Source organism: Bacillus sp. 11C (assembly GCF_055486375.1).
Map to the genome: position 1 here is coordinate 13,394 of NZ_JBUPVZ010000023.1, position 24,010 is coordinate 37,403.

27 protein-coding genes and 2 riboswitches are annotated in these 24,010 nt (G+C 42.7%); of the genes, 17 read left to right on the forward strand and 10 right to left on the reverse strand.

Going from position 1 to position 24,010, the window contains the following annotated elements; translation table 11 throughout:
* The first annotated feature begins 226 nt into the window (after positions 1 to 226).
* On the forward strand, positions 227 to 982 hold the full coding sequence (sigI, locus tag ACY3LV_RS20145; protein WP_087990965.1) for an RNA polymerase sigma factor SigI: 756 nt from the start codon (positions 227 to 229) through the stop codon (positions 980 to 982).
* Positions 979 to 2,121, forward strand: coding sequence for an anti-sigma-I factor RsgI family protein (locus ACY3LV_RS20150; RefSeq protein WP_087990966.1), 1,143 nt, complete (start codon positions 979 to 981; stop codon positions 2,119 to 2,121). The genes sigI and ACY3LV_RS20150 overlap by 4 nt, the downstream gene beginning before the upstream one ends.
* 10 nt (positions 2,122 to 2,131) lie before the next feature.
* Here the strand turns inward: ACY3LV_RS20150 and sspD are convergent, their stop codons facing one another.
* The gene (gene sspD, locus ACY3LV_RS20155) at positions 2,132 to 2,326 is read right to left on the reverse strand and encodes an acid-soluble spore protein SspD (RefSeq protein WP_010330194.1); all 195 of its coding nucleotides are present in this window, start codon (positions 2,324 to 2,326) and stop codon (positions 2,132 to 2,134) included.
* A gap of 131 nt (positions 2,327 to 2,457) precedes the next feature.
* Positions 2,458 to 3,159, reverse strand: coding sequence for a transcriptional regulator HtpK (gene htpK / locus ACY3LV_RS20160; RefSeq protein WP_087990967.1), 702 nt, complete (start codon positions 3,157 to 3,159; stop codon positions 2,458 to 2,460).
* 169 nt (positions 3,160 to 3,328) lie between these two features.
* Here htpK and htpX point away from each other — a divergent pair, with 169 nt between their 5' ends.
* The 4 genes from htpX to ACY3LV_RS20180 all read left to right on the forward strand — a co-directional run bounded on the left by htpX (position 3,329) and on the right by ACY3LV_RS20180 (position 6,231).
* Positions 3,329 to 4,225 (forward strand): protease HtpX, encoded by an 897-nt coding sequence (gene htpX / locus ACY3LV_RS20165; RefSeq protein WP_464864400.1) that lies wholly within the window; start codon positions 3,329 to 3,331, stop codon positions 4,223 to 4,225.
* A 173-nt stretch (positions 4,226 to 4,398) separates the two neighbouring features.
* The gene (locus tag ACY3LV_RS20170; RefSeq protein WP_087990969.1) at positions 4,399 to 5,748 is read left to right on the forward strand and encodes a TrkH family potassium uptake protein; all 1,350 of its coding nucleotides are present in this window, start codon (positions 4,399 to 4,401) and stop codon (positions 5,746 to 5,748) included.
* Positions 5,749 to 5,902: 154 nt separating this feature from the next.
* The gene (locus ACY3LV_RS20175) at positions 5,903 to 6,058 is read left to right on the forward strand and encodes a hypothetical protein (RefSeq protein ID WP_087990970.1); all 156 of its coding nucleotides are present in this window, start codon (positions 5,903 to 5,905) and stop codon (positions 6,056 to 6,058) included.
* A 2-nt stretch (positions 6,059 to 6,060) separates the two neighbouring features.
* Positions 6,061 to 6,231, forward strand: coding sequence for a hypothetical protein (locus ACY3LV_RS20180; protein ID WP_148963778.1), 171 nt, complete (start codon positions 6,061 to 6,063; stop codon positions 6,229 to 6,231).
* A 40-nt stretch (positions 6,232 to 6,271) separates the two neighbouring features.
* Here the strand turns inward: ACY3LV_RS20180 and ACY3LV_RS20185 are convergent, their stop codons facing one another.
* Positions 6,272 to 7,294 (reverse strand): acyltransferase family protein, encoded by a 1,023-nt coding sequence (locus ACY3LV_RS20185; protein WP_148963777.1) that lies wholly within the window; start codon positions 7,292 to 7,294, stop codon positions 6,272 to 6,274.
* 254 nt (positions 7,295 to 7,548) lie between these two features.
* Here ACY3LV_RS20185 and kinE point away from each other — a divergent pair, with 254 nt between their 5' ends.
* The 3 genes from kinE to ACY3LV_RS20200 all read left to right on the forward strand — a co-directional run bounded on the left by kinE (position 7,549) and on the right by ACY3LV_RS20200 (position 10,475).
* Positions 7,549 to 9,765: a sporulation two-component system sensor histidine kinase KinE gene (gene kinE, locus ACY3LV_RS20190; RefSeq protein ID WP_333560542.1), complete on the forward strand. Its 2,217-nt coding sequence runs from the start codon at positions 7,549 to 7,551 to the stop codon at positions 9,763 to 9,765.
* The gene (locus ACY3LV_RS20195) at positions 9,762 to 10,259 is read left to right on the forward strand and encodes a methylated-DNA--[protein]-cysteine S-methyltransferase (RefSeq protein ID WP_333560541.1); all 498 of its coding nucleotides are present in this window, start codon (positions 9,762 to 9,764) and stop codon (positions 10,257 to 10,259) included. The genes kinE and ACY3LV_RS20195 overlap by 4 nt, the downstream gene beginning before the upstream one ends.
* A gap of 90 nt (positions 10,260 to 10,349) precedes the next feature.
* Entirely contained in the window at positions 10,350 to 10,475 is a 126-nt protein-coding gene (locus ACY3LV_RS20200; protein WP_148963774.1) for a hypothetical protein, read from the forward strand.
* A gap of 33 nt (positions 10,476 to 10,508) precedes the next feature.
* Here the strand turns inward: ACY3LV_RS20200 and mtnA are convergent, their stop codons facing one another.
* The 3 genes from mtnA to ACY3LV_RS20215 form a co-directional block, all read right to left on the reverse strand.
* Positions 10,509 to 11,570: an S-methyl-5-thioribose-1-phosphate isomerase gene (mtnA, locus tag ACY3LV_RS20205; protein ID WP_464864401.1), complete on the reverse strand. Its 1,062-nt coding sequence runs from the start codon at positions 11,568 to 11,570 to the stop codon at positions 10,509 to 10,511.
* A gap of 7 nt (positions 11,571 to 11,577) precedes the next feature.
* Complete coding sequence (gene mtnK / locus ACY3LV_RS20210; RefSeq protein ID WP_333560539.1) at positions 11,578 to 12,771, reverse strand: S-methyl-5-thioribose kinase; 1,194 nt, start codon at positions 12,769 to 12,771, stop codon at positions 11,578 to 11,580.
* Between the two features lie 104 nt (positions 12,772 to 12,875).
* Positions 12,876 to 13,031, reverse strand: a riboswitch (SAM riboswitch).
* 83 nt (positions 13,032 to 13,114) lie between these two features.
* Positions 13,115 to 13,894 carry a carbon-nitrogen family hydrolase gene (locus ACY3LV_RS20215; protein WP_464864402.1) on the reverse strand — a complete coding sequence of 260 codons (780 nt, stop codon included), beginning with the start codon at positions 13,892 to 13,894 and terminating at the stop codon, positions 13,115 to 13,117.
* A 94-nt stretch (positions 13,895 to 13,988) separates the two neighbouring features.
* On the opposite strand from ACY3LV_RS20215, the gene mtnE reads away from it, so the two are divergent.
* From mtnE to mtnD, 5 genes are all read left to right on the forward strand, one after another.
* Positions 13,989 to 15,182, forward strand: a complete 1,194-nt coding sequence (gene mtnE / locus ACY3LV_RS20220; RefSeq protein WP_333560538.1) for a methionine-glutamine aminotransferase — start codon at positions 13,989 to 13,991, stop codon at positions 15,180 to 15,182.
* Between the two features lie 41 nt (positions 15,183 to 15,223).
* Positions 15,224 to 15,324: riboswitch (SAM riboswitch) on the forward strand.
* 84 nt (positions 15,325 to 15,408) lie between these two features.
* Complete coding sequence (gene mtnW, locus ACY3LV_RS20225) at positions 15,409 to 16,626, forward strand: 2,3-diketo-5-methylthiopentyl-1-phosphate enolase (RefSeq protein WP_148963769.1); 1,218 nt, start codon at positions 15,409 to 15,411, stop codon at positions 16,624 to 16,626.
* Positions 16,623 to 17,330 carry a 2-hydroxy-3-keto-5-methylthiopentenyl-1-phosphate phosphatase gene (gene mtnX, locus ACY3LV_RS20230; protein WP_333560536.1) on the forward strand — a complete coding sequence of 236 codons (708 nt, stop codon included), beginning with the start codon at positions 16,623 to 16,625 and terminating at the stop codon, positions 17,328 to 17,330. The genes mtnW and mtnX overlap by 4 nt, the downstream gene beginning before the upstream one ends.
* A complete protein-coding gene (locus ACY3LV_RS20235; protein WP_087990980.1) occupies positions 17,288 to 17,917 on the forward strand; it encodes a methylthioribulose 1-phosphate dehydratase in 630 nt (209 codons plus the stop codon). The genes mtnX and ACY3LV_RS20235 overlap by 43 nt, the downstream gene beginning before the upstream one ends.
* A 14-nt stretch (positions 17,918 to 17,931) precedes the next feature.
* On the forward strand, positions 17,932 to 18,468 hold the full coding sequence (mtnD, locus tag ACY3LV_RS20240; RefSeq protein ID WP_333517746.1) for an acireductone dioxygenase: 537 nt from the start codon (positions 17,932 to 17,934) through the stop codon (positions 18,466 to 18,468).
* Positions 18,469 to 18,558: 90 nt separating this feature from the next.
* Here the strand turns inward: mtnD and ACY3LV_RS20245 are convergent, their stop codons facing one another.
* The gene (locus ACY3LV_RS20245; protein ID WP_333560535.1) at positions 18,559 to 18,879 is read right to left on the reverse strand and encodes a YkvA family protein; all 321 of its coding nucleotides are present in this window, start codon (positions 18,877 to 18,879) and stop codon (positions 18,559 to 18,561) included.
* Positions 18,880 to 19,081: 202 nt separating this feature from the next.
* Here ACY3LV_RS20245 and spo0E point away from each other — a divergent pair, with 202 nt between their 5' ends.
* Together spo0E and ACY3LV_RS20255 are read left to right on the forward strand one after the other, a co-directional pair.
* A complete protein-coding gene (gene spo0E / locus ACY3LV_RS20250) occupies positions 19,082 to 19,339 on the forward strand; it encodes an aspartyl-phosphate phosphatase Spo0E (RefSeq protein WP_087990982.1) in 258 nt (85 codons plus the stop codon).
* Positions 19,340 to 19,424: 85 nt separating this feature from the next.
* Positions 19,425 to 19,856 carry a hypothetical protein gene (locus ACY3LV_RS20255; protein ID WP_333517745.1) on the forward strand — a complete coding sequence of 144 codons (432 nt, stop codon included), beginning with the start codon at positions 19,425 to 19,427 and terminating at the stop codon, positions 19,854 to 19,856.
* 27 nt (positions 19,857 to 19,883) lie between these two features.
* Here ACY3LV_RS20255 and kinD read toward each other — a convergent pair whose 3' ends face one another.
* Positions 19,884 to 21,401, reverse strand: a complete 1,518-nt coding sequence (kinD, locus tag ACY3LV_RS20260) for a sporulation kinase KinD (RefSeq protein WP_187441535.1) — start codon at positions 21,399 to 21,401, stop codon at positions 19,884 to 19,886.
* Between the two features lie 195 nt (positions 21,402 to 21,596).
* Here kinD and mhqR point away from each other — a divergent pair, with 195 nt between their 5' ends.
* A complete protein-coding gene (mhqR, locus tag ACY3LV_RS20265) occupies positions 21,597 to 22,034 on the forward strand; it encodes a MarR family transcriptional regulator MhqR (RefSeq protein ID WP_087990986.1) in 438 nt (145 codons plus the stop codon).
* A 39-nt stretch (positions 22,035 to 22,073) separates the two neighbouring features.
* Here mhqR and motB read toward each other — a convergent pair whose 3' ends face one another.
* Together motB and motA are read right to left on the reverse strand one after the other, a co-directional pair.
* Complete coding sequence (gene motB, locus ACY3LV_RS20270; protein WP_464864403.1) at positions 22,074 to 22,853, reverse strand: flagellar motor protein MotB; 780 nt, start codon at positions 22,851 to 22,853, stop codon at positions 22,074 to 22,076.
* Positions 22,825 to 23,637, reverse strand: a complete 813-nt coding sequence (gene motA / locus ACY3LV_RS20275) for a flagellar motor stator protein MotA (RefSeq protein WP_087990988.1) — start codon at positions 23,635 to 23,637, stop codon at positions 22,825 to 22,827. The genes motB and motA overlap by 29 nt, the downstream gene beginning before the upstream one ends.
* Between the last annotated feature and the right edge of the window lie 373 nt (positions 23,638 to 24,010).

Genomic DNA, 24,010 nt, shown 5'->3' on the forward strand with positions numbered 1-24,010 from the left:
TTTAAAACGTTTTCATAGACGAAATAAAATAACATTTTTATAACAGCTTTGTTACAAAAAACACTGATAAAACCCCCTTAATTCTCTAGAAAGGCACGAAATCATGTATAGGACGTCAGAATGGTTTGTCATAATTGAGACATTGGAAACCAATATTTCTTTTTCTCCTTTGCGAATCCCTATCAAATTAGCTATCATTAATGAGTAGTTATAGGGAGGAACTGAGGTGAAACCAGTGCTTAGCCTTTTGTTTAAATTAGGAAAAAAGAAGCAAACGCTTGAAAAAACGGTTGAAAGTATACAAAAAGGCAATAAAGATCTGCAGAATGAATTAATACAGCAATATAAGCCATTTATCGCAAAGACGGTTTCATCCGTTTGTAAACGATATATAGATGAAAAAGACGATGAGTTCAGCATCGGACTCATCGCATTTAATGAAGCTATTGAAAAATACTCATCTGAAAAAGGAAATTCGCTGCTCGCATTTGCTGAGCTTATTATAAAAAGAAAAGTCATTGATTACATCAGAAAAGAAGCAAGAAGCGCACAGAATATCAACATCGATTTACAGGAAGGAGACGATCAGGAGTCATCTCAAAGCCTGATCGAAGCCGAGCTTTCCATTGATGAATACCGCCGTCAGATTGAACAGGAGCAGAGGCGGGAGGAAATCCTCTATTTTCAAAAGCAGCTAAAAGATTATGGTTTATCGTTTAAAGAGCTGCTTGAAAACTCTCCAAAACATGCGGACGCAAGGCAAAACGCCATAAAGGTGGCGATCACCCTTGTTGAACATGAAGAATTGGCCGCTATCCTGTATACAAAGAAACAGCTTCCGGTGAAACAGCTCGAACAGCTGGTCTCTGTAAGCCGAAAAACGATTGAGAGAAACAGAAAATATATTATTGCGATGTGTATTATCATTACGGGTGATTATATTTATTTAAAAGATTATCTTAAAGGGGTGCTGCACTCATGAGAAGAGGGATTATAGTAGAGAAAAATAGAAAATTCGTCACGTTGCTGACCCCTGACGGACAATTTTTAAAAGCTAAACATGATCGCCGCAGCTATGAAATCGGAGAAGAAATCATGCTTCCGAGTGAATCACGCATGGGCAGAAGGGCCAGCTTTTTTGATTTTTTTAAACTGCGCCCTTTCAAAATGGGGATCGTTACGATGACCGCTATTATGCTTTTTATTTTTATTATTCTCCCCGTTTTTTCTAATAATAAGGCCTATGCGTATATGACAATCGATATTAATCCAAGCTTTGAAATGGCGTTAAACAGCGATTACGAAGTGATTGAACTGACGCCTCTAAACGATGAGGGAAAGAAGGTCGTCAATGATATAGATAATTGGGAGAAGACTGATTTTAAAAAGGTGATTGATAATATTATTACCGACTGCAGTGAACATGGATATGTAAAGGAATCGAAAGAAATATTGATTTCCACTGTTTATGAAAATACGGAAGACAATACATATAAAAAAGCTGTGAAAAAACAGCTGAATGATGTGACGGAAAAATATAAAACGACATACCGCATGGAATCTCTTGAGTCAGATATGCAAACAAGGGAAAAAGCGAAGAAGGAAGGCGTTTCAACAGGCAGCTACATCAAATCAAACGAAAAGAATCACAATAAAGATTCAAAAGAGGACCCCAGCAAACCATCCGGGGAAGAGAATCAAAACAGTGCCGAAAATGAGGATGAAAAAAAAGATCAACCTGACGGCCAGGACAGCAAGCAAGGAGATAATGAACAGCAGGATGATATAGATTCCGGAGACCGGAAAAAAGATACTACGGATGGCCAGACTAACGATGGTGACAAAGATAAAAATGTAAAGGAATCAGATGAAAACACAAATGCTGAAAAAGATGGGGATCAGCAAACCCCAATACAAGATCCTCAAGATAAAGGAAATGAAGGAAACAGCGCTGAAAAGGATCAAAGCCAATATCACAGGGACTGGAATAACGGTGAACAAGGCAAGAATCGTTCTTCGTCAAACAGGGATAACGCTTCTGACCGCCGTAATCCAAACGGCTACAGCAGTGAAAATAATTCAGCTCAAACTGAAAATTCGCCGAGTGACCCCGGCGAATAAAGGCCTGAATTTATTTAGTTGTGCCATTTATTTGTGATTGTGCTTGCTGTACCAGCCGCTTTGTCATTTCCCCGCCTACAGAGCCGTTAGCGCGTGCGACTGTATCAGAACCAAGGTTCACACCGAATTCTTGAGCCACTTCGAGTTTGAATTGGTCTAGTGCCTGCTCCACCCCTGGAACAACGAGTTTATTTCTGCTCGCCATCTTTTTCATCTCCTTTTTCTATAAAGAATTCTTAACGCGTAGTTAGTTTGAAATGTACGGGGGTTATTTATGCTGGGAATTGTTGTGGAAAATAAGAAAGCCCCCGGTTTTTTAGCCGGGGGCACCGCAGTCTATAGAATGTCAGCTGTCATTTTATGTGCGGTTGCCTGAATATGGAATGTCAAAATGGAGAGAACTGTTATGGCAATAATCTGTCTGATTTTAAGCCATTGGCTGTCATTTAATTCTTCAAAACGATGGCGGAGACGATCTGTTTCCTGTTCGACGATCTCCTGCAGATTTGATTCCTTCATAGAAGGTGTGTCCTGGTGATGAACGGCATCAAGCACATATGCGCAGCTTTCATAATAAGAAATCGGACTGATGACATCATCGGTTCTGTCTGAGATGGTGTTAAACGCCACTCTTAAAATAGCCCGTATATGTTCAAAGTCATAAATCGATTTTAAATCACGTACAATTAAAAGTATGACTGCCTGTTCAACCGAATATTTTTTGCCCAGCTCAGGATGTCCGATCAGATCTTTGAAATCACGCTTTACCCAGTTTTGGATTGCGGTTGACTTTAACGAAGTCAGCTCGCATAGGTTGCCGAGTTCTACGATTTCGTTTGTAGAGAGACCGTATTCTTTTTTTTGTTTTTTTCGTTCATATCTTGTAAGAAATTCAGGAATTTCAAGATGATTGGCAGCTTTATCTGCTGACATGTTCGCTGATTGGACGACAATGTCGAGCGGGCTTATTTCTCCTTGTCCTTTTAGGGAATAGAGCAGCCGCACCATATCGGTTCGAGTGAGTTTGAAAATGTTCATTGTTCACCTCTTCAAAACAATTTGACGCGAATATAAGTCTATGTATGAATTTAAAATTTAAGCGTCAGCAATACATTAACATCATACGTCTAATTCCTTGCATTTTCAAACAGATGTTTTATAATTTAAATATATAGGTTCTTTTGAACTTAAAATAACGGAGGTTATTATGGCGAAAAGACTTTTTCTGTTTATTTTAACAAATATTTTGGTGCTTACTACAATCGGGATTGTTTTATCTGTTTTAAGCTCGGTTACCGGAGTCGGGACGTACTTTACCGCTGATGGCGGTATCGATCCAATCGCGCTCCTTGTGTTCAGTTTGGTCGTTGGTTTTGTCGGCTCCTTTATGTCTCTTGCGATGTCCAGATGGATGGCCAAGACGATGATGGGCGTCAAAGTGTTGAATCCGGAAAAACATACGCTCAGTTACGAGGAGCAGCAGTTGGTTGATCGTGTTCATCGATTAAGCCGTTCTGCCGGTTTAACGAAAATGCCGGAGGTCGGCATTTACCGTTCGCCTGAAGTGAACGCGTTTGCGACTGGACCGTCAAAACGCCGTTCTCTTGTGGCGGTGTCGTCAGGGCTTCTGGAGCAAATGGATGATGCTGCGGTTGAAGGTGTGCTTGCCCACGAGGTCGCGCATATCGCTAACGGTGATATGGTAACGATGACGCTTTTACAAGGTATCGTCAATACCTTTGTCGTCTTTTTATCCCGTATCGCAGCATGGATTGCAAGCCGTTTTGTCAAGGAAGACCTTGCGCCGATCGTTCATTTTATTGCAGTGATTGTCTTTCAGATTGTCTTTTCTATTCTCGGCAGCCTTGTTGTGTTTGCGTACTCGCGCCATCGTGAATTCCACGCTGACAGAGGAGGAGCCGATCTGGCCGGCAAGGATAAAATGATTCACGCGCTGCGGACGCTTAAGAGCTATTCTTCCCGCATTAAGGAAGACGATCAGACAGCTGTTCAAACATTAAAGATTAATGGCAAGAAGCGCTCTTCGCTTTTCTCTACTCACCCTGATTTAGATGAGCGAATCAGACGGTTAGAAGCTAAATAAAACAAACACATTATTCCTCTGAGAGAATCTCTCAGAGGTTTTTTATTTATCCTTTGACTAAAATCATAAAAAAATAAGCAAGTTAAGAAAATGTTGCGTAAAAGCCTTTAAAAATGTGTCCAATATCTTTAGAATAATTACCGTACTTAAAAAGAGAGGCAGAAGGATTTTACATGAAATTAAAGTTTGGAAAATTGATACAGGCATTGTCACCGGCCCAGCTGATCGCGGTTTATTATTTTCTTGCGGTGACGGTTGCAGTTATTTTATTGAGTCTTCCAGTGGCCCATAAACAAGGAGCAGAATGGTCTTTTATCGATGCTCTGTTTACAGCAGTCAGCGCCGTGAGCGTAACCGGGCTTTCTGTTGTGAATACCGCTGATACATTTAGTACAACAGGAATTGTTATTCTTGCGTTTGTTCTGCAGTTTGGCGGAATTGGCATTATGACATTAGGCACTTCTGTTTGGCTGCTAATGGGCAAAAGAATAGGGTTAAAAGAACGGAAATTAATGATGGTTGATCAAAATCAATCACAATTTTCTGGGATCGTCAATCTCATGAAACAAATTCTCTTTCTCATATTATGGATTGAGCTCTTTGGCGCCATCATCCTTGGGACATATTTTTTAACCTACTACGATTCCATTCAAGATGCTTACTTGCATGGTTTTTTTGCGAGTGTCAGTGCAACCACAAATGCCGGTTTTGATATAACAGGCAGCTCTCTGATACCATATCGGCATGATTATTTTGTGCAATTTATTACACTGTTATTGATTATTTTCGGAGCCATCGGTTTCCCTGTTCTAGTGGAAGTGAAAGACTTTTTGTTTTCCAAAAACCGGAGATATCCGTTTAGTTTATTTACAAAAATTACAACAACAATGTTTGGCGCACTTGTTTTGTTTGGTTCGATAGGGATTTATGTCCTTGAAGCAAATCATTTGTTTGCAGGTAAATCGTGGCATGATATTTTATTCCTTTCTCTATTTCAATCAACCACAACAAGGAGCGGAGGGCTTGCCACGATTGATATAAGCCAGCTGTCTGACCCGACCCTGCTATTTATGAGTGCGCTGATGTTTATCGGTGCGTCGCCAAGTTCAGTAGGGGGAGGCATACGGACAACGACTTTCGCCCTGAACCTTCTGGCGCTGTTTCATTTTGCCCGCGGCAATAAATCCGTAAAGGTATTCAAACGGGAGCTGCATCCTGCTGATCTCATGAAGTCGCTTGTTGTCACAATGATGGCGATTCTGCTCGTTTTTGGCGCGACACTCATTCTTACGATTACTGAAGAGCATTCCCTGCTTGAGATTTTGTTTGAAGTCTGCTCGGCATTCGGTACAACCGGTCTGTCACTTGGAATTACTGCTGATTTAAGCAACGTTGGAAAATGCGTTATTATGATTGTCATGTTTATCGGGCGAATCGGCATCCTGACCTTCCTGTATCTGATCGGAAGGAAGGAAATTGAAGCGAATTATCATTATCCGAAGGAAAGAGTGATTATTGGATAGAAAAACACCGCGTGTTTTGCGGTGTTTTTTGATTGCCAAAAAAAAGATGTGTGCAGCCGTTTGAGTTGGAGAACCTAACATCTACAGGTGCTGTTTAACGCTCCTGCATCTTTAGCGAAATCAAATGTCTGAAAAACAGGCGAGGAGGATTCGTATGAAGCGCAAAGCCGAAGTGGATGAGGCCATTAAAAATAACAATACACCTACCGAGAGCATGGACCCAAATTCATATAAGACACAGTATCATGACAACCCGAATTTTAGGGGTGCCAACCGCAATTCCAAACAGGGCCGGCAAGGAGGCATGTGATTTTGAAGAAAAACCGCCATAGCAGAGAGATGCAAAATCACAAAAAGCCAATGAATAAGAAGGTGCTGGAGGAAGAATTCTCAAGTGAATTAGGGGATTACAATGCCGGGAAGATCATCGAAACGCTAGAAATCACAAAGCCTGAAAAGAAAAAAGAGAACAAACAAAAATAAAAAAGACCTCTTAGGCGGCGTCCGCTTAAGAGGTGCTTTTCTATTTTAAATAAGCATTTTTGCCGGTTCCTCTGACAAATTGCGATAAGTTGGTCATTCTCAGCTCAATGAAGGGCTGAGCAACTGTCTTAACAAAATTGCTTGAGAGTACTGATGTCAGGGCTGCTGTTAAGAGTAAGAGAATCACTAAGTTTTGATAGTCAGTAAGCCCATCCTCAAGCCCGACCTGTCTCAGCGTTTTAATAATAAACCCGTGGAGCAAATACACGTAAAATGTCCGGGTTCCCCATTTCGTAAAGAAAAACCGTTTTTGCGGAACGAGCGCTAAAAAGCTGAAGGTTGCCGCAAAGGCGAGTACATACCAGCCAATTCGGGAAAGCCCGCTTGCCAAGGTAACGTCTCCAAATGAAGAATACGGTTTAGAGCCGAATAGAAAAGAATAGTCAAAGTCGACGCCCCAGCAGATGACGAATACGGCGGCAAGCACCCCGAGTGCAATTTGTTTGCCCCGTTTTGATCTCAATAAATCAAAATGGTGTTTATTCAGATAAAACCCGACAAGGAACATCGGTAAGAATACAAATGTTCGTGACAAGCTCAGCGTGCTGCTGACAAAGTCTAGATAACCGATCAGCACGGCAATACCGCAGCTGACAAACAGCGCCCACAGCTTTGAAAGCTTTGAAAAAGGATAAAGCAGCAGGTTCCAAAAGAATAAGCTTACGAGAAACCATAACGACCATTGCGGATCAATCGGATTCACATTTGCCATGCTTTCGTCTTGCATCATGTAATAAAAGACGGAATAGATGATTTGGAAAATCAAATACGGAATAATCAGCTTGACCGCCAGCTTTTTCACATATCCTGCGCGTTTAAAGCCTTTCGCAAAATAACCGGAAACAAGAATAAAGGCAGGCATGTGGAATGTGTAAATGAACTTGTAAAGGTATAGCATAAAGTTGTTATCATGAATAAAAGAACGAAGAATATGGCCGAATACAACAAGGAATATCAATAAGAATTTAGCATTATCAAAATAACTGTCCCGCGATTTACTCAAAGCAGCATCACCTTCTCTTTAATCAGTCATTAAGAGATTATTCCCTGGTGGTTTATATTTTAAAATAAAAGAAGAAAAATGAGTTGAAAAACAGCTGATTGTTAGGTCGATGTAAAGTGGAGGTAAGGATCGTAGAAAATGTCTTCGTTATGTAACCGCGCTGAAATTTTCTGAAATTTATAGGGCAAATGAAGGAAGTTCCTGCATTTTGTAGAAATATTGAGGGATAGGTTTTGAAGAAGGAGTGTACACGTATGGGAACTCTTGATGTCCAGACAAATTCAGAGCTGCGGGAAGAACTGAAGCGAATCAAAGAAGAAAATGCACGGCTGAAAAAGGAGTTAGATCAGCATCAAGTGATTGTCAACAATACGCTCGATGCTATTTTTATATGTGATAATGAATTGAGAATCGTTCAGGCGAATGAAGCCACAGAAAGGATGCTTCAAGTTGATTCGGAGGATTTGAAGACTCGCTCCGTTTTGGATTTTTTGTTTTCTATCCCAAAGGATGAACTGAATCTTGCTGTAAAGAAGTTTTTTAAGAAAGGTTTCCTATGGAAGGAGGTGCCGGTCAGGCTTGATGGCGGAGCGACTAAATACATAGAGTTTCTGGCCAAAAGAGGGATTGGCGAGGATTTCTTTTTTGTTGTCATGAGAGACATATCTTCCAAGAAGATTCTAGAGCGGGAATTCTCTATGAATGAACAGCTTTTTAAGGACTTGTTTGACAGAGCTGTTGACGGAATCGTTCTGTTTGATAAAGATGGCGGTTTTATTGATGCGAATTTGTCCTTCTGTAAAAGTTTTGAAATCAATCAAAATGAGCTGTCTCATTTATCGTTGTACAAATTCATAGACAGCGGCTCACGTAAAGATTTCGATAATATTTGGAAGACGCTCAACCGCAAGGGGAAAGCGAAGGGGGAGCTGCCCGTCAAGCTTCGTTCAGGAGTCCAAAAGCTATTTGAATTCACGATCACATCAAACATCATCAGCGGTTTTTATATGTCCATTATGAGGGACATTACAGAGAAGCGGTCTATGGAGCTGCAGCTCTTTAAAAGCGAGGAGCGCTTCAGAGAAATATTTGAAAATGCGATGGACGCCATTATCATCTGGTCAAATGACGGAAGAATCGTGAAGGCGAATCAGTCCGCCTGTAAAATTTTTGAGCTGCCGATGAACTTGCTGTTGAAACGAAAGCTGTGTGATTTTCTCGTTGACTCGCAGCGGAAATACAGCATAACGAAGAGGAAATACGCAAAATACGGAGAGATCAGAGAAGAGCTGCTGTTTCAAATGGGGAACGGGCAGTTCAAAGAACTCGAATTTACTTCAAAGCGGACCATACTTGAAAACCAGCATTTGACGATTTTAAGAAATGTCAGCGACAGAAAGCGGATGGAAAAGGAGCTTCGGGAAAGCGAGCTGAAATTCAGAAAAGTGTTCAACGGCTCAATGGACGGCAATGTATTGTTCGACAATCAATACAGGATCATCGACGCCAACCCGTTAGCAAGCCATATTTTAGGCCTGTCTTATGAAGAGATAAAAAAGCATAGTCTGTTAGATATTATTTCTTCGTATGAAATAGAAAATCTTGCATCACCGGCAAGGCAGATTAATTTTGATGAAATGGACAACGAAATTCCGTTTTTGCTGAGCAGCAGCGACAATAGAAAACTGGAATTCTCATTTAAACGAAATATCATTCAAAATATGAACCTGGCTATCTTTAAAGACGTAACGGAGCGAAAAGAGCTGGAGGAACGCCTGCGCAAGTCGGATACCCTTCATGTTGTCGGCGAACTCGCTGCCGGCATCGCTCATGAAATCAGAAATCCGATGACAGCACTTAAAGGCTTTATTCAGCTCCTGAAAGGAAGTGTGGAGGAAGACTACACCCTTTACTTCAACGTGATCACCTCAGAACTAAAGCGCATCGAATCCATCATCACCGAATTCTTGATTTTAGCCAAGCCCCAGGCCATTATGTATGAAGAAAAACATATCACCCAAATTATGAGAGACACCATAGACCTTCTGAACGCGCAAGCCAATCTCAGCAACGTGCAAATGCATCTTGATTTAATTGACGACATTCCTCCGATCTACTGTGAACCGAATCAGCTGAAACAAGTATTTATCAATATATTAAAAAATGCCATCGAAGTGATGCCCGACGGCGGAAACATTTTTGTGACGATAAGGACATTGGATCAAGATCATGTTCTCATCTCCTTAAAAGACGAGGGAGTCGGAATGACAGAAGATAAATTAAAACGCCTTGGTGAACCGTTTTACACGACAAAGGAACGGGGAACTGGACTTGGGCTTATGGTAAGCTATAAAATTATTGAAGAACATCAAGGCGAGATCATGGTAGAAAGTGAAGAAGGGAAGGGCACGGTTTTCCACCTTACGCTTCCCGTCAGACAGAATGCTCAAGAAAGAGGGGTTGAAGAGTGAACTACTATACGACAGCGGAAACGCCGCTCGGGGAATTTATGATTGCCGAGGCGGATGGCCATATCACCCGCCTATTTCTCAGTCAGGAAGATTGGATGGATTGGAAAGAAACCGTTCAGCATATAGAGCACAAGGAAACGCCTTGTTTGGCGGAAGCGAAAAAACAGCTTCATGAATATTTTGCCGGCGAAAGAAAGACATTCTCACTGCCGCTGAGCCAAAAGGGCACTCCTTTTCAGCAAAAAGTATGGGAGGCGCTGGCGATGATACCATACGGAGAATCGAGAAGCTATGCTGACATTGCCGCTGCGGTCGGCAGTCCGAAAGCGGTGCGCGCCATCGGACAGGCTAATAAACGAAACGACCTGCCGATTTTTGTCCCATGCCACAGAGTGATCGGTAAAAACAGCGCGTTAACAGGATACGCCGGGAGCAAAACCGATATCAAAGCATTTTTGCTGAACATCGAGCAAATTTCCTACAAAGAAAAATAAAACGTATGGCACGTTCCCTTTTTTTGCGGCCCGACATATCATTTTATTAGGTTAAAAAAGTTGGTCTGACGAAAAAGGAGGACAAAGCCATTGAAGCTGAGCCGCTCTGAAAAAATTGCCGCTTTTGCCGAACTGTTTGTGAAACTGCATATCTTATCAAGCGCTCAAAAAGATGAAATCATTCATATCAATCAAAACAAACAAAAAAACCGTTGACTTGGCCCATAATGAGCAAAGCCCAGCGGTTTTTTAGTGAACCTTTTCTCCTTGAAACAGAAGTTCAATTTCTTCTTCATAGTTATCGCTCATAATCCCTTTTTCTGTGATGATTCCCGAAATGAGATGATGCGGTGTAATGTCAAAAGCGGGGTTAAAGACAGGCACATCAGATGGAGCGGTCCGCACTCCGGAAATCTGCCTCACTTCCTCAGGATCCCGTTCCTCTATCGGAATATCAGTGCCGCTTTTCACTTTCGTATCAAATGTAGATAATGGTGCAGCGACAAAAAACGGAATATCAAAGGCGTTTGCTAAAATCGCGAGACCGTATGTTCCAATTTTATTTGCCGTATCACCGTTCTTTGCAATTCGATCGGCTCCGACGATGACGGCGGAAATTTGTTTTTCCTTCATCGTGTGGGCGGCCATGCTGTCTGTGATCAAAGTGACATCAATGCCCCCCTGCATCAGCTCCCACGCAGTAAGTCGTGAACCTTGAAGGACGGGCCTTGTTTCACAAGCGTAAATATGCAGTCCCAAATCCTTTTGTTTGGCCAAGTAAAATGGAGCTAGTGCCGTTCCATAGCGGCTTGTCGCGATAGAACCGGCATTGCAGATCGTCATAATCCGGTCGCCTTTTTTGAAAAGCTGCAGGGCGTTTTGACCGATCATCCGGCACGTTTCCTCATCCTCGACCTGAATTTGAATCGCTTCATGGACAAGGTTTGTTTTTGCTTCATTTACGGAGATGGCGTTTTCGATCGAATGGCTCAGTCTCTCAAGGGCCCAAGATAAATTAATGGCGGTAGGCCGTGAGCTGTTTAAATACTGTTTGATGTCACACAGTCTGCGGCGGAATTCCGTGACATCACCTGTTTCAATGTCTTTTGCAGCAAGCGCAAGTCCAAAGGCAGCCGTAATGCCGATGGCGGGAGCGCCTCTTACTTTGAGCGTGACAATGGCGTTAAATACATCCTCTTTCGTCGTCAGCTCCACATATTCCGTCACCTCAGGAAGCTTTTGCTGATTTAAAATGGTAATGGCTGTTTCTTTCCACTCAACAGAACGCGGAACAGCAAATGAATGGGGCATAAATAGATCATTCCTTTACAAGTAACTTAAATAATTCAATAACATCTGTGATCGTTTTGAATTCCGAACGCTTTTCGATAAAGGCTGTGCCGGTTTCGAGCGCCAGACGTTTTCTGCCGATTCGTTTATCAAACGGCACGATCGTTTCCAGATCAGCCACATGGGCAAGGCCAATCGCGCGGCGTATCAGCTCGCAGCCTGCAAATCCGATCGCCTCTTCAAAAATATGACTGAGGGTGTCAGTAAGGTAACCGTCGATGTTGGCGTAAACATCCAGACTGTCCCTCTCCCAGGCTTCAGTGAATGTCTCTTGAAATGCTTCCCAGACCTGCTCGACATGGTGATATAATGGCTCTCTGTCATCACCGTCACGGCCGAGTGCGTTCAAAAATAAGTTGGAGATAAATTGGCCTATATCAAATCCGATCGGTCCGTAAAAAGCAAATTCAGGATCAATCACCTTTGTTTCAAGTTCGCTGGCGAAAATGCTTCCTGTGTGCAAATCACCGTGAATCAGCGTTTCTGCTGATGTTAAAAAACACTTTTTCAGTTTAGCGGCTTCGATTTTGACGTTGTCATTATTCCAGAGCTTTTCGACAAAAGGACGAAGCTCTTCTTCAAAATCATTTGTGTCATGGTCAAAGAAAGGATCTGTAAAAACAAGTCTTTCCGTAATGTCGCACAGCTCCGGGTTTGTAAACTGCTTAACAAGCTGTTTTTTTACCTTAGGTTCAAGCGCGTAATCTGAAGAATAGAAAAGGGTCTTTCCTAAAAATTCACCGATGTGCTGTGACAGGCGCGGATAGTTTTCGCCCTCAATGAGTCCTTTTCTTGCGATTTTTAAGTGAGAAAGATCCTCCATGACAGTAACTGCCATTTCTGTATCGGAATAAAACACTCTTGGAACCAGATGAGGGACATGCTCGCCTTGGCGGATGAGAGCGCTGCTTTCGATTCTGGCTCGATCGATTGTCAGCGGCCAGCTTTCTCCGACAACTTTTGCATAAGGAACCGCCTGTTTAATAATCAAAGCTCTGTCATGTTTTTGATCATAAATATGAAAAACGTAATTTAAGTTGCCGTCTCCGATCTCCTGGCATGTCAGCGTGCTTTTGCTTGGAAATAAGCCAAGCTTCACCGCAAGTGCCACAGCGGAGCTTTCATTTAACGTTTCGTATAAAGGTGTTTTTGTGACTGCCATTGTCATAACCTCCAATTATGTAATCTCTTGATATGTTTTCAGCTGAATGGCCGTAAAAAAGCCTCCTTCTCAGAGAGAAGGAGGCTTAACATATATGTCCGCCTCTCTTATCTCTCAGATCAGATCTGAAGGAATTAGCACCGTGCCTTATGAGACGAGCGTCTCGGCGCGAAAAAGATGCGCCCCATTTCACAATGGAATTACGGTCGGTTGCTGTTGGGGTCAAAAGGCCAAATCCCTCGCCCAACTCTCGATAAGAGAATATATTGATTTGTTGAACAATTCTAATTTATCAGTTGATGAACATAGTAACAGGTGTTTTAGTAAGTTGTCAATCTATTTTTTAATATAAATCTTTTCTGATATCATCGAAAACAGGAATGTTTTCCCGCACCTTAACGCTTTCCTGAAGGTCGATTTCCGCTCGGACAACGCCTTCTTCCCGGCCGCCTTCAGCTAGGACGCGCCCCCACGGATCAATAATCAGGCTATGCCCGGCAAATTCATTATTTGGATTTGAACCGGTGCAATTGCAGGCAGCGATAAAGCATTGATTTTCAATGGCCCGCGCAATAAGCAGGCTTTTCCAATGATCAAGGCGGGGAAGAGGCCATTCCGCAGAAATAAACAGCACGTTGGCACCTTTTGTCGTATGTTTTCTGATCCACTCCGGAAAACGGATATCGTAACAGATCAATCCTGAGCTTTTGACGCCATCAAGCTCAAAGTATCCGTCTTCGGAGCCGGCTGATAAATACACATGCTCATCCATCAGCTGAAAAAGATGGGCTTTCCTGTACTCTTTAATGATTTGTCCTTCCTTATCCGCGATGTACATTGTATTATAAACATCAGAATCCTTTCTGACAGCAACCGATCCGGCGATAATATGAACGCCATGTTTTTTTGCCGTATTCTTCAGCCAGCTCTGAGCAGAACGTCCGTCTTCATCAGCGAGCTCATCAAGGTTGGCCAGGTCATATCCGGTTGTCCATAGTTCAGGAAGAACAAGAACATCAGCATGTTTGCTTTCTTTTTCGATGGAGAATTCAGCCTTTTTTATATTTTCTGAAGGTTTTCCGTATGAAATATCAAATTGAAGACAAGATATCGTCCATTTCATCTTTTTATCACTCCACATTTTTCTTTACTTTTTTTATTTAACCATATATGATGATGGACTATCATTTCAAGATTTTTTTAGAAGGTGAGAATAGATGAAATTTGAACAATCTGATGTATTGAAGGAGCTGCCTCAACAATTCTTCGCTTCTTTGGTGCAGCAAGTGAACCGAAAGCTCGCAGAAGGACACGACGTCATCAATCTCGGACAGGGAAATCCGGATCAGCCGACTCCGGAACATATCGTCGAGGAAATGAAACGGGCTGTTGCTGATCCTGAAAATCATAAATACTCGTCTTTTCGCGGCTCATACAGTCTGAAATCAGCAGCGGCAGCATTTTATAAAAGAGAATACGGCATTGATCTTGACCCGGAAACTGAAGTCGCTGTATTATTCGGCGGGAAAGCCGGTCTGGTTGAGCTCCCGCAATGCTTGCTGAATCCCGGAGATACGATTTTAGTTCCAGATCCGGGCTATCCTGATTACTGGTCAGGTGTGGCACTCGCGAAAGCGAAGATGGAAATGATGCCGCTCATAGAGGACAGAGCGTTTCTTCCTGATTACAGCAGCATCGCCGCTGAAGTGAGGGAACAGGCGAAATTAATGTATTTGAATTATCCGAATAATCCGACCGGAGCCGTTGCTACCCCTGACTTCTTTGAAGAAACCGTGAGTTTTGCGAAAGAAAGCGGGGTCTGTGTCGTTCACGATTTTGCTTACGGCGCTGTAGGATTTGACGGCGGAAAGCCTTTAAGTTTTTTGCAAACTGAAGGTGCCAAGGATATCGGCATTGAAATTTACACGCTGTCAAAAACGTATAATATGGCAGGGTGGCGGGTCGGCTTTGCCGTTGGAAACGCTTCGGTCATTGAAGCGATCAATCTGTATCAAGACCATATGTTTGTCAGTCTTTTCAGAGCGACTCAGGAGGCTGCAGCGGCGGCACTGTTAGCTGATCAGACGTGTGTGGCGGAGCAAAATGCCCGATATGAAAGCAGGCGAAACGTTTGGATCGCGTCATGCCGGAAAATCGGCTGGGATGTGACAGCTCCGGCAGGTTCATTTTTTGCATGGCTGCCTGTGCCTGAAGGCTATACTTCCGAGCAGTTCTCAAACCTTTTGCTGGAAAAAGCGAATGTGGCGGTTGCAGCCGGAAACGGCTTCGGTGAATATGGCGAGGGCTACGTCCGAGTCGGGCTGCTGACAAGTGAAGAAAGACTGAAGGAAGCCGCTTATCGAATTGGGAAACTGAACCTGTTTACCCAAAAAAGCATTGACAAGACCTGATAACGATGGGATAATTCGAAATAATTTATAAAATCTATATTTTCTTATCAAGAGCAGGCAGAGGGACGAGCCCGATGAAGCCCGGCAACCGACTTGTAAAGCACGGTGCTAATTCTTGCAGCTGGCGGCTGAGAGATAAGATTCGGACGAGAAACGAAACCTCTTTAGACGCGATTGCTGTTTGAAGAGGTTTTTTTATATGGATGAAAATGAAAGGAGCTCTGGCATGAGTGAGTTATTGGCAACATATCTCCTGACCGAACCGGGAGCCGATACAGAGAAAAAAGCAGAACAAATCGCAACAGGATTGACAGTTGGCTCTTGGACGGATTTGCCCTTGGTGAAACAGGAGCAAATGCAAAAGCACAAGGGGCGGGTGATACAGGTCGAGGAAAGAGAGGGAACTCCTGCATCAGGAAAACAAGCGGTGATCACAATTGCCTATCCTGACATCAATTTCTCTCAGGATATTCCGGCTTTGCTGACAACAGTGTTTGGCAAGCTGTCGCTGGATGGAAAAATTAAATTACTCGATCTTCACTTCTCTGAAGCATTTAAGCGCACGCTGCCGGGACCGAAGTTTGGCGTATACGGCATCCGGAAGCTGCTGGGGGAATTTGAGAGACCGCTGTTAATGAGCATATTTAAAGGGGTTATCGGAAGGGACCTGCGTGATATTAAAGAACAGCTCAGACAGCAGGCGCTTGGCGGAGTTGACTTGATCAAGGACGATGAAATTTTCTTTGAGACAGGTCCGGCGTCTTTTGAAACAAGAATTACAGAGGGAAAGCAAATATTGAAAGAAACGTATGAACAAACCGGGCATAAAACGCTGTACGCGGTCAATTTGACTGGACGTACGGCTGATCTGAAAGATAAAGCGAGACGCGCCGCCGAATTGGGAGCGGATGCGCTTTTGTTTAATGTTTTCGCTTACGGCTTGGACGTCATGCAAAGCCTTGCGGAAGATCCCGAAATTGCGATCCCGATTATGGCGCATCCAGCGGTCAGCGGGGCGTTCACATCTTCTCCGTTTTATGGCTTTTCTCACGCTCTTTTGCTCGGAAAATTAAACCGGTATTGCGGTGCTGACTTCAGTCTCTTTCCGTCGCCATACGGCTCGGTTGCGCTTCCGAAAGAACATGCGCTGGCGATTCATGAAGAATGTGTAAGAGAGGATGCCTTTAACCAAACATTTGCCGTTCCGTCAGCAGGCATTCATCCCGGTATGGTTCCGCTTTTAATGCGGGATTTTGGCATAGATCATATTATTAACGCCGGTGGAGGCGTACACGGACATCCGAACGGCGCCCAAGGTGGGGGCAAAGCGTTCAGAGCCATTATTGATGCGGTCTTAGAAGCCCAGCCGATTGATGAAAAAGCCGAACAATGCAAGGATCTAAAGCTTGCGCTTGATAAATGGGGAAAGGTTGAAGCCGTATGACGACTCGAAAACCTTTAATCATTTGTGATTTTGACGGAACCATCACGAGGAACGACAACATTATAAGCATCATGAAAACATTCGCTCCCCCGGAGTGGACGGCATTAAAAGACGGCGTACTTTCCAAAACGCTGTCGATCAAGGAAGGTGTCGGGCGGATGTTCGGCCTTCTGCCTAGCAATTTAGAAGAAGAGATTACAAGATTTGTATTGGAAGATGCAAAAATCAGGGAAGGCTTTCGGGAATTTGTAGCGTTTATCAATGAGCACGAGCTTCCGTTTTATGTCGTAAGCGGAGGAATGGACTTTTTTGTGTATCCTTTGCTTGAAGGCATTGTGGAGAAAGAACGTATTTATTGCAACCATGCGTCATTTGACAGCGACTATATTCATATTGACTGGCCTCATTCTTGCAAAGGATCATGCAGCAATCAATGCGGGTGCTGCAAACCCTCTGTGATACATGAACTTTCTGAACCGGACCAATATCTCATCATGATCGGTGATTCGGTTACAGATGTGGAGGCGGCAAAGCTGTCTGACCTTTGTTTTGCAAGGGATTATTTATTAAACGAATGCCGGGAGCGAAATCTGAATCATCTCCCGTATCAAGATTTTTATGAGATTAGAAAAGATATTGAGAACGTAACGGAGGTACAGGAATGGCTGCAAAACAAGAACGCTGGCGAGAGCTCGCTGAAGTAAAACGGGAATTGGCCGAAAGAGACTGGTTTCCGGCGACTAGCGGCAATCTGTCTATTAAGGTTTCTGATGAGCCTTTAACCTTTCTCGTAACCGCAAGCGGGAAAGATAAACGCAAAGAAACGGATGAAGATTTTCTGCTGGTGGATCAAAACGGAGAGCCTGCCGAAAGCGGGCATTCTCTGAAACCGTCAGCGGAAACGCTTTTGCATACACATTTGTACAATAAAACCAATGCCGGATGCTGCCTGCACGTCCATACGATAAACAATAATGTCATCTCAGAGCTATACGGAGACCAAAAGAAAATCACATTCAGAGGCCAGGAAATCATAAAAGCGCTCGGACTGTGGGAAGAGAATGCAGAAGTGACCATTCCGATCATTGAAAACCCAGCTCATATTCCGACGCTCGCGGCATTGTTTGCGGAAGAGGTTTCAGAAGATTCAGGAGCTGTTCTAATCCGAAATCACGGTATTACAGCTTGGGGCCGAACAGCATTTGAAGCAAAAAGAGTGCTTGAAGCATATGAATTTTTGTTCAGCTACCATTTGAAATTGAACACAATTCAGCATCAGCTGGTTAAATAAAAGGAGGAACTGAAATGGCAACAATTCGTATTCATGATGAGGCAAATACAACGATTGAAAATCAAGAGGAAGTAGCAAGCTTTCTGGACAGTCAAGAGGTCATTTATGAGCAATGGGATATCAGTAAGCTCCCGGAACAGCTTTCAGAGAAATATGATCTGACAGAAGAAGAAAAACAGCAAATCCTTGATGCCTTTGAAACTGAAATTAAAGATATTTCAAACCGCCGCGGCTACAAAGCACAGGATGTTATTTCATTGTCAGACAGCAATCCGAAACTTGATGAACTGCTTGAGAACTTTAAAAGAGAGCATCACCACACAGACGATGAGGTCCGTTTTATCGTAAGCGGCCATGGGATTTTTGTCATTCAAGGCAAAGACGGCACGTTTTTTGATGTTCGTTTAAACCCCGGAGATTTAATCTCAGTGCCTGAAAATATCCGCCATTACTTCACGCTTCAGGAGGACCGAAAAGTTGTCGCGGTGAGAATCTTTGTGACAACCGAAGGCTGGGTTCCGATTTATGAAAAGGACAGCGTGAATCAATAAGCAGGAAAAGAGGACAACATCCTAAAACTCAAAACGTCTTAGGATGTTGTCAACAATCTGAAAGCCCCTTTCAAATCGAACGGGGCTTTTTCATTGCAAACGCCATTTTTCATATCGTGACATTTCTTTTTTAATCAGTGTCCAAATCAAACCTAAAACAGCTGCATCGTCTATGATCCCAAGACCGAAGATAACGTCTGGAATGATATCGAGCGGCATGACGATATACAAGATGGCAGCAGTTAGTAGTAAAAGCGTTTTAACCTGTGAATGGGGGTAGTCGCCGTTTCTCCAATCACGAAGCATTTGAAAAAAAACAGCAATATGCTGGATACATTTTTTTCGGTTTCTCCTTTTTAAAATCGCTTTTCCGCCTGCCGCTCCGAGCATCAATGCTTTCTTTTTCTTCATTTGGCATACCTCCTGCCTAGCGGCGTGTTTAAGATATTCTTCCTCTGGGTATTGTTCTTCTAATCCTATCAATAAATCTATTATACCTGAAAATTTAACTTATTTAATGAAAATATGTTTACAAATAAAGTATAATCTGTAATAATGCACAATAACCCAATCAAACTTGTTTCCTATTTCTTAGCGGCGAGGGGTGAAGTGAATGGGCGGTTCTTCTGAACAAGAAAGATTGTTGGTGTCTATTGATGAAAAAAGAAAGTTAATGATAGATGCCGCTAGAAAACAGGGATTTACGGGCCATGACACGATCAGGCACAGTCAGGAGCTGGACTGTTTAATGAATGAATATCAGCAGCTTATGCTAGAAAACGAACATTCTCAAGGGATTCAAGGCCTTGTAAAGAAATTAGGCTTGTGGCCCCGCAGAGATGTCATGCCTGCATATGATGCAAATAAATAGCGGCGCTATCAGATGCATATATAAAGAGAGAGCTTTTCAGAAGCGCTCTTTTTTTCTGGAAAAATTCATATGAAAGAGGGAACTGATGAAAGAACTGGCGATTATCATTACTGAAATGATCAATCAATTTCATGATGCTTTTATTTCATTATGCGGAATGTTCGGCATTCATTTAACCGACAAAGAAATGCACTTTTGGGTGATTGGCATTTTTGGCATTTTCTTTTTCGGCGTCACTCACGCTGTGTTTACTTGGCTTTCTAAGTGGAGCATGACAGCCTTGTCCTTTATCTATACCGTTACAGTCATCATTGTCATCGTATTCGCGATTGAAATTCAGCAAAAAGTGACGGGGAGAGGGAATATGGAGTTTTTAGATGCTACTGAGGGTTTAAAGGGTTTTTTGGTATTCTTTATGTTTTTTTTGCTTCTGAAAATGCTGCTGCGCTTCATCAAAATACTCTTTTCTGGCAGAACGGCGAGCAAGTCAAGTGGCAATGCCCGGTCACGAAGATAAAAAGCCCTCCTGACACAGTCAGGGGGGCTATGAAGCGGATACAGGGAGGATGATCGTCACCTCTGTACCTCTTCGCACTTCACTTTCGATATGAATGGAGCCTCCGTACATCAGCACGATCCGTTTACATACGACAAGGCCGAGACCGGTTCCTTTTTCTTTAGAAGTAACAAAGGGGAGGAAGATATGATCCAGCATTTCCTGAGAAATCCCTTCACCGTTATCCACAACTTTGATAATGGCCTTTTGATCCGAAGCACCCAAGGTGATCGTCAGTTTTCCTCCCTCAGGCATTGATTCGAGGCCATTTTTTGCTACATTTAAAATCACTTGTTTAATATGATCTTTTGTACATTTAACAAGTAAGGGCTGCCCGGTTAAATACTGTAATTCGACTTCAACATTGTATAGGTTGCCCTCAGAATAGATAATCGGCATAATTTCACCGATAATATCCTGAAGCGAGTTCAGCTCCCATTTTTCAGCTGTCGGTTTTCCGAGAACGAGAAACTCACTCACAATTTGGTTAATGCGCTTTATCTCTTGTTCAATAATGGAGAAGTACAGCTGATCTTCTTCACCTTTATATTTCTTTTGCAGCAGCTGAATAAAGCCGCTTATGCCGGTGAGCGGATTGCGGATTTCATGAGCTGTGCTGGCAGCGAGCGTCCCGATCAGCTCTAATTTTTGCGCCTCATTTTCTGAGCGCTCCAGCTGAGTCTGGCGTTTCAGTAAATAATACAGCACGAGAATAAAAAGGATATTCAGCAAAACAATAGTACATGATAGTGGCAGAACAAGGCTTTTCGTCAGTTCTTCTATTGTGACCGGCTTCGGATATACTTTCATATTCCAGCTGATATCATCCAGAAATCCGCTGACTGGTTTCTGATCTTTTGCATGAGAGGCTTGTCCGCTCGTAAATATCATTTTCCCATCTTGGTTCACTACTTCAATATAAACATCAGGGCTCAGCAAGTTAATGATATTTTTCAAATAATCAATTTGGATCGCTGCGACAAGATAATCTGTCACATTTCGTTTTGAGTCCAAAACAGGGACACAAATTGTAAAAATTGGCTGGCCTGTAATTCTGCTCGAATAACTATCTGAAATGACTGTCTTTTTGGTTTCCTTCGCTTTTGTAAAAAAAGATCTGTCTGCCAGGTTTACTTTCGTTTTTAATTCTGTTGAACTTGCAGTGACGTCTCCTTTGGTATTAAGAAGATAGAGACCGGAAAATCTCGGCTCTGAATCAAAGGCTTTTTCCAAAATCGACTGCATTTTTTTTATATCAACCGGTCTGTCGATGGCGATGGACAAGGAGGTCATTCTCGCCTTTGTTTCTCCGATTAAATAATTAATTTTGTTGCGGTGAAGGTTCAGCATAACACTTGCTTCTTGCTTATGTTCTATAGCTATTGTATCTTTTTCTTTTTCATATACGAAAAAGCTGATGACGAGTGCCGGAATCACGACCAGTATCAAATAAAGTTTGATTCTCCCGCAGGCGCCTTTTAGTATTTTCAATTTGCATCGCTCCAACTTACACCTGATTAGAGGTATTATATCATTGTTTCTTCTTCTTTAATAAGAAAAAATAACCAAAAAAATTAGAAAAAGATGTTGGGCAGCTTACATGATAAAAAAGAAGAGAAATATTGGAAAGATTTTTATTGACATTTCCGTCTTTGTTTATTAATGTTTCTCTGTAACGGTTTCTAAAAGGATGATTGAGACATGACAGAAAAATCACTGAAGTTATTTATCGTGCTGTCGCGCGCGTATCGGTCTATTAACGATCATATGAATAAGCATATTCATAATCATGGACTGAATCCGACTGAATTTGCTGTGCTTGAGCTGTTGTACCATAAAGGCGATCAGCCGCTGCAGCAGATAGGGGATAAAATTCTCTTGGCTAGCGGGAGCATCACATACGTTGTAGATAAGCTGGAGCAAAAAGAACTCCTCATTCGGAAAGCGTCTCCTACAGACAGACGAGTGACATTTGCACAAATCACTGAAAAAGGCACCGGTCTTTTGAATGATATTTTTCCTGATCACGCTGCGGAAATTGATGAAATGATCAGCGTATTAAGCGAAGAAGAGGTAGAGATGTGTACAGAGATGTTAAAAAGAGTAGGGTTAAACGCAAAACAGTTTCATAATAAGTAAAAAAAGGAAGCCTGACTAATCACAAGGCTTCCTTTTTTTCTATTGTTCATTTGTTTCCGCAGCGCCTCTCGGCAAGATGAGAACTTCAACGCGCCGGTTTTTGCTTCGGCCTTCCGCAGTTTTGTTGGAAGCCACCGGTTTATACTCACCATAGCCCTTGGCACTGAACACTTTTGCGTCAAGCTTAGGGTTTTCAACCAGGAGTCCCATAAAGTTTACCGCTCTCATGACGCTTAAATGCCAGTTTGATTGGAATTCAGAATTTTTTATTGGCATATTATCCGTATGTCCGCTGATAATGATATTCCTCGGCGGGTTAATCACAAGAAGAGTAGAAATCTCTTTTGCAAGCCGAACATCTTCCTTACGGATGGTCGCTTTCCCAGAATCAAAGAAAATACTGTCTTTAATCGTAATCAGAAGACCTTCACTAGTCAATTTTGTTTCCAGCTGATGTTCGAGCTTTTTATCTTTGATGAACTTTTCTACCTGGCTCTTCACACTTTCAAGTTCTTCTTGATCAGCCGCTTTTTCTCGATCTTTCTTGTTTTTCTCTTCTTTTTCATCTTTCACTTCATCAATTCCGTCTGAATCGTTTTCAGGAGGGATGACACTGGAGTAGTCCATTACGCCGGTGCCACCCGTAAAGACTTCATTAAATGATTTTGAAAGCATTTGAAATTTACCTGCGTCAATCGAGCTGCTCGCGTACAGCACAATAAATAATGCTAAGAGAAGAGTTAGAATATCGGCGTAAGGAACCAGCCATGATTCATCAACGTGCTCGTCCTCATGCTTCTTCTTCTTTTTTCTCGCCATTTTGCGCCTCTCCTTGTTCTGCAAATTTCAAGCGGTCCTTCGCAGGAAGGTACATTAAAAGCTTTTGTTCGATGACTTTCGGTGCTTGTCCTTCAAGTACGGACAGGACGCCTTCGATCATGACTTCACGCAGTTTTACTTCTTGTTTTGATTTTCGTTTTAATTTATTTGCGAAAGGATGCCATAATACATACCCCGTAAAGATACCGAGAAGGGTGGCAACAAAGGCCGCACTGATGGCGTGTCCAAGCTCATCTGTGTTATCCATATGAGAGAGGGCGGCGATCAGTCCGATTACAGCGCCGAGTACTCCAAGTGTCGGCGCATACGTTCCTGCCTGTGTGAAAATAGCGGCTCCGGCCTGATGCCTGTCCTCCATTGCTTCAACTTCCTCTGTCATGATATCTCTGATAAATTCCGCGCTTTGCCCGTCAACAGCCATGCTGAGCCCGTTTTTCAGGAAAGCATCATCTACATCTTCAATGCTCGCTTCTAAAGCAAGAAGGCCTTCGCGGCGCGCAAGCTGGGCCCATTCAGAGAACATAGGAATAAGCTCCTCTATTGTCAGCTGTTTGTTTTCCTTAAATAACACTTGGAACAGCGCGGGCACTTTTTTAATTTCTTTTGTTGGGAACGCAATGACCACTGCTGAGATTGTCCCGGCGATAATAATTAAAATGGCAGCGGGGTTTGCAAGCGCGCTGAAACTGACGCCTTTCAGAACCATCCCCACGCTCAATGCCACAAAAGCAAGAATAACACCAATTAACGAAGTTTTATCCATAGTTTTCACCAAATCCTTTTTTTCTAGCTTGTCTATGGTTAATATCGGTTTCGGTACCCGGAACTTTAGGGAGATTGTGAATTTGTTCATGAAATATTCAAGGAAGAGGCATAGAAGGGAGAAATAAACAAATACGGGGCCTTTCAAAAATTGAAAAGCCCGCGGGTTTAGCGGTATTGAAATTGGCAGCTTGCTCGCAAGCTGTTCTTCAGACGGTTTTCATAACATAAGAGAAATAAATATTCACTGTATATAAACATGTTCCATCCCTCCTTAAGAAAAAGTGTAAATGATAAAGGGGAGTAACACTTCGGGGGAAGGGACGGTATTTTCTCGGTCAAGAGTATGAATCCACAAAAAAACGGCTTCCTAA

Excerpts from the sequence above, each read along its gene's own strand:
- ACY3LV_RS20150 (WP_087990966.1), top strand. The coding sequence starts at position 979 with ATGAGAAGAGGGATTATAGTAGAGAAAAATAGAAAATTCGTCACGTTG.
- sspD (WP_010330194.1), bottom strand. The coding sequence starts at position 2,326 with ATGGCGAGCAGAAATAAACTCGTTGTTCCAGGGGTGGAGCAGGCACTA.
- htpK (WP_087990967.1), bottom strand. The coding sequence starts at position 3,159 with ATGAACATTTTCAAACTCACTCGAACCGATATGGTGCGGCTGCTCTAT.
- htpX (WP_464864400.1), top strand. The coding sequence starts at position 3,329 with ATGGCGAAAAGACTTTTTCTGTTTATTTTAACAAATATTTTGGTGCTT.
- ACY3LV_RS20170 (WP_087990969.1), top strand. The coding sequence starts at position 4,399 with ATGAAATTAAAGTTTGGAAAATTGATACAGGCATTGTCACCGGCCCAG.
- ACY3LV_RS20175 (WP_087990970.1), top strand. The coding sequence starts at position 5,903 with ATGAAGCGCAAAGCCGAAGTGGATGAGGCCATTAAAAATAACAATACA.
- kinE (WP_333560542.1), top strand. The coding sequence starts at position 7,549 with ATGGGAACTCTTGATGTCCAGACAAATTCAGAGCTGCGGGAAGAACTG.
- mtnA (WP_464864401.1), bottom strand. The coding sequence starts at position 11,570 with ATGCCCCATTCATTTGCTGTTCCGCGTTCTGTTGAGTGGAAAGAAACA.
- mtnK (WP_333560539.1), bottom strand. The coding sequence starts at position 12,771 with ATGGCAGTCACAAAAACACCTTTATACGAAACGTTAAATGAAAGCTCC.
- ACY3LV_RS20215 (WP_464864402.1), bottom strand. The coding sequence starts at position 13,894 with ATGAAATGGACGATATCTTGTCTTCAATTTGATATTTCATACGGAAAA.
- mtnE (WP_333560538.1), top strand. The coding sequence starts at position 13,989 with ATGAAATTTGAACAATCTGATGTATTGAAGGAGCTGCCTCAACAATTC.
- mtnW (WP_148963769.1), top strand. The coding sequence starts at position 15,409 with ATGAGTGAGTTATTGGCAACATATCTCCTGACCGAACCGGGAGCCGAT.
- mtnX (WP_333560536.1), top strand. The coding sequence starts at position 16,623 with ATGACGACTCGAAAACCTTTAATCATTTGTGATTTTGACGGAACCATC.
- ACY3LV_RS20235 (WP_087990980.1), top strand. The coding sequence starts at position 17,288 with ATGGCTGCAAAACAAGAACGCTGGCGAGAGCTCGCTGAAGTAAAACGG.
- mtnD (WP_333517746.1), top strand. The coding sequence starts at position 17,932 with ATGGCAACAATTCGTATTCATGATGAGGCAAATACAACGATTGAAAAT.
- ACY3LV_RS20245 (WP_333560535.1), bottom strand. The coding sequence starts at position 18,879 with ATGAAGAAAAAGAAAGCATTGATGCTCGGAGCGGCAGGCGGAAAAGCG.
- spo0E (WP_087990982.1), top strand. The coding sequence starts at position 19,082 with ATGGGCGGTTCTTCTGAACAAGAAAGATTGTTGGTGTCTATTGATGAA.
- ACY3LV_RS20255 (WP_333517745.1), top strand. The coding sequence starts at position 19,425 with ATGAAAGAACTGGCGATTATCATTACTGAAATGATCAATCAATTTCAT.
- mhqR (WP_087990986.1), top strand. The coding sequence starts at position 21,597 with ATGACAGAAAAATCACTGAAGTTATTTATCGTGCTGTCGCGCGCGTAT.
- motB (WP_464864403.1), bottom strand. The coding sequence starts at position 22,853 with ATGGCGAGAAAAAAGAAGAAGAAGCATGAGGACGAGCACGTTGATGAA.
- motA (WP_087990988.1), bottom strand. The coding sequence starts at position 23,637 with ATGGATAAAACTTCGTTAATTGGTGTTATTCTTGCTTTTGTGGCATTG.